The sequence below is a fragment of the Zavarzinia sp. genome (genome assembly GCF_041650655.1).
Lineage (GTDB): Bacteria > Pseudomonadota > Alphaproteobacteria > Zavarziniales > Zavarziniaceae > Zavarzinia.
This window is the reverse complement of record NZ_JBAZKR010000278.1, coordinates 1-2,589: the sequence shown is the minus strand read 5'-3', so window position 1 is coordinate 2,589 and position 2,589 is coordinate 1. Positions and strand designations below refer to the sequence as shown.

6 protein-coding genes are annotated in these 2,589 nt (G+C 70.1%); 1 reads left to right on the top strand and 5 read right to left on the bottom strand.

Annotation, left to right across the window (positions count from 1 at the left end; translation table 11 throughout):
- The coding region (locus tag WC493_RS23555) for an amino acid--tRNA ligase-related protein (protein WP_373069144.1) at positions 1–301 on the top strand (301 nt) is incomplete at its 5' end.
- Positions 302–304: 3 nt separating this feature from the next.
- On the opposite strand, the gene WC493_RS23550 is transcribed toward WC493_RS23555, so the two are convergent.
- The 5 genes from WC493_RS23550 to WC493_RS23530 all read right to left on the bottom strand — a co-directional run bounded on the left by WC493_RS23550 (position 305) and on the right by WC493_RS23530 (position 2,515).
- Positions 305–1,192, bottom strand: coding sequence for a transglycosylase SLT domain-containing protein (locus tag WC493_RS23550; protein ID WP_373069142.1), 888 nt, complete (start codon positions 1,190–1,192; stop codon positions 305–307).
- Positions 1,193–1,329: 137 nt separating this feature from the next.
- Positions 1,330–1,512, bottom strand: coding sequence for a hypothetical protein (locus tag WC493_RS23545; protein WP_373069140.1), 183 nt, complete (start codon positions 1,510–1,512; stop codon positions 1,330–1,332).
- An 11-nt stretch (positions 1,513–1,523) separates the two neighbouring features.
- Positions 1,524–2,009, bottom strand: coding sequence for a cell wall hydrolase (locus WC493_RS23540; protein WP_373069138.1), 486 nt, complete (start codon positions 2,007–2,009; stop codon positions 1,524–1,526).
- Positions 2,006–2,323: a hypothetical protein gene (locus WC493_RS23535; RefSeq protein ID WP_373069136.1), complete on the bottom strand. Its 318-nt coding sequence runs from the start codon at positions 2,321–2,323 to the stop codon at positions 2,006–2,008. Before WC493_RS23535 ends, WC493_RS23540 begins: the two co-directional genes overlap by 4 nt.
- Before the next feature lie 3 nt (positions 2,324–2,326).
- Positions 2,327–2,515 (bottom strand): hypothetical protein, encoded by a 189-nt coding sequence (locus tag WC493_RS23530; RefSeq protein WP_373069134.1) that lies wholly within the window; start codon positions 2,513–2,515, stop codon positions 2,327–2,329.
- Between the last annotated feature and the right edge of the window lie 74 nt (positions 2,516–2,589).

Genomic DNA, 2,589 nt, shown 5'->3' with positions numbered 1-2,589 from the left:
GAGGCCGGACGATCCGACGATCGCCGAGCGTTTCGAGCTCTATGTCGGGGGCATCGAGGTCGCCAACGGCTTCGGCGAATTGACCGACGCGGCCGAGCAGCGCCGCCGCTTCGAGGCCGATTGCGCCAAGAAACAGGCGCTCTACGGCGTCAGCTATCCGATCGACGAGGATTTCCTGGCCGCCCTCGAATGGGGCCTGCCGGCATCGGCGGGCATCGCCCTCGGCGTCGACCGCCTGGTCATGCTGGCGGCGGGGGCACCCAGCATCGACGACGTGCTGTGGTCGCCGGTGGCGACCTGAGACTCAGCCGGCGGCGCGGTCGGCGAAGGCGAGGCGGCTGTCCATCTGGGTCTTCTCGCCCGGGATGGGCAGGGCGGCCAGGGTCAGCACCGTGTCGGTCGACAGCGCCGGGCCGAACATCCGGGTGATCGAGCCCGCGGCCGAGGCGAGGCTGCGCCCGACCTGGCGGCCGAGGCCAACCGCGGAAGCGACCGTCGCCTCGGTCTGGGCGCTGACCGCGGCGGTGGCGACTTCGCCGGCGTCTTCGAGCTTCGAGGCGAAGTTGGCATAGACGTCGCGCACGCTCCGCGCGCGGCCGTTCTTGTCGTAGAAGATGCTCTTGTTGGCCGCCGCCGCGTCGGGCAGCAGGTCGGCGGCACTGCTGGACGGCCTGCGCTCGAGCGCCGAGAGGAAGCGCGAAGCCCCGCCGGCCCCCAGGAAATGCGCCATGTAGAGATCGGTCGAATTGACCGGCCGGTTCAGCTTGCCCGACAGATAGTCCTTGTTGTCGGCGGCGAATTCGGCGCCCATGACCGCGGCCAGTTCGGGATCGTCGCGCAGCGCCAGGATCTTTTTCTTGGTCGTGGAATCGGAGACGCGCATGCGTCCGTCCGAGCCGGTGGTGATGGCATCGGCGAGTTCGCCCACGCCGTGTTCGGCACCGTGGTCCTTCACCACCTTGAGCCAGGTCTGTTCGATGAACTGATAGAGCCCCTTGGCGGTCGAGGTCACCGCCTTGGCCGTGGTATCGAAACCGCTCTCCAGCTTGGCCTGAGCCAGGAGATATTTGAAGTCCACGCCGGTCTTCTCGGCCGCCGCCTGGATGCCGCGCAGGACGTCGGACGGAATTCCGGCGTAGCTCTGGCGCTGGCGCACGGCATTGGCGATCTCGGTCGGCAAGGCTAGGCTCATCTGGTCGTCCTCCCGGCAATCCGGTCCCGGCACCCGGCCAAAATTGCCGGGTGCCGTGGCGGACCGCGGGTCGAAACCCCGAATTGCCGCCGATCCGCGGCCCACCACGCCCCTTCCCTTGCGAAGACCGTGCCAAGTCAGCGATCGCGCCGGGCATTGCCCACGTTGAGGGCCAGGACGTCGAGCAGCTTGCGCAGCAGGAGGGCGATGCCGTCGTCCTTGGGCGTCGGCGTCAGGGCCGCTACCGCGGAAGCCGAAGCGACCAGGCCCGAGGCCACGGTCAGAATGTCGTCGGCATGGTTGGCGATATAGTTGATCATGTTTTGTTCTCCTAAGGACCCAGGCGGTAGAAGAGATGGCGGCCGATGGTGACCAGGGGCCGCCGGCCCCGCGCCCAGGCCGGCTTGGTGCCGCGGGCGTGGTAGTGGTCGGAACCGGCGGTCGGATCGCCCGCCCTGCCGTCGAGGGCGGCATCGGCGATCGTCCGCGCCGGCAGCAGCGAGGCGGCATCCGGCGCCAGGGCCAGAAGGGCGACCCGGTTCGGATCGCCGACATTCCAGCAGGAGAATTGCCAGGGCGCCCGGCACACGGAGGCGACGGAAGGCCCGCCCCACCAGAGCGCGGACTGGCCACAGGCGACCCGCCGGGCCGAGGCCAGCGCCCGGTTGAGCACGACGGCAGCGATCGCCGTCATGCCCGGCACGCCCTCGCCCCTTGCCTCGCCCCAGAGGGTGCGGGCGAGCGTGTCGCGATCGACCTCCGCCGGTTTCGGCAGGGGCACCACGCGGGCGGCGAAGGGAGGCGGCGGCGCGCTCATGGCCGGCGCTCCGTCCCGCCATGCTCGATCCGGCGGAGCCGCGTCTCGAGATCGGCGAGGCGGGCATCGACCCGGCCGAACTCGCGCCGCGCATCCTCCGCCGGGAAGGACGTGCGGCCGCTCTCCTTCAATTCGGCGACCTGTTCGCGCAGGCCCTCGATCTGCACCTTGAGCGCGGCGACATTGGCCGCCGTCTCGCTCACCCCCTGGGCCATCCAGACCACGCCGGCGGTCAGCAGGGCGCCGACCACGACGGTGGCCTGGCGTTCGAATTCGCCCCGTTTGGCCACGGGCGCGCCGAGAGAATCCGCCATTCCTCAGCCCTCCGGATCCTGGGCCGCCATGACGGCGAGCAGGGCGTCGTAACGGCTCTGCCCCGGGGCCGGTTCGGCGGTGACGGCATAGCGGCGCAGCGGCGGGTGGCAGGCCACGGCGGCGGCCTCGGTCTCATAGACCATGGCGGCACCGACGCCCTCCTCGTCGATCAGTTCGAGACGGCGAAACATGGGCGGTCCTTTCCTCAGAACTTGTTGAGCGTGCCGCCGAGCAGGAGCGGCAGCGGGAAATTGAGCTCGCGGTG

Excerpts from the sequence above, each read along its gene's own strand:
- WC493_RS23545 (WP_373069140.1), bottom strand. The coding sequence starts at position 1,512 with ATGATCAACTATATCGCCAACCATGCCGACGACATTCTGACCGTGGCC.
- WC493_RS23540 (WP_373069138.1), bottom strand. The coding sequence starts at position 2,009 with ATGAGCGCGCCGCCGCCTCCCTTCGCCGCCCGCGTGGTGCCCCTGCCG.
- WC493_RS23550 (WP_373069142.1), bottom strand. The coding sequence starts at position 1,192 with ATGAGCCTAGCCTTGCCGACCGAGATCGCCAATGCCGTGCGCCAGCGC.
- WC493_RS23535 (WP_373069136.1), bottom strand. The coding sequence starts at position 2,323 with ATGGCGGATTCTCTCGGCGCGCCCGTGGCCAAACGGGGCGAATTCGAA.
- WC493_RS23530 (WP_373069134.1), bottom strand. The coding sequence starts at position 2,515 with ATGTTTCGCCGTCTCGAACTGATCGACGAGGAGGGCGTCGGTGCCGCC.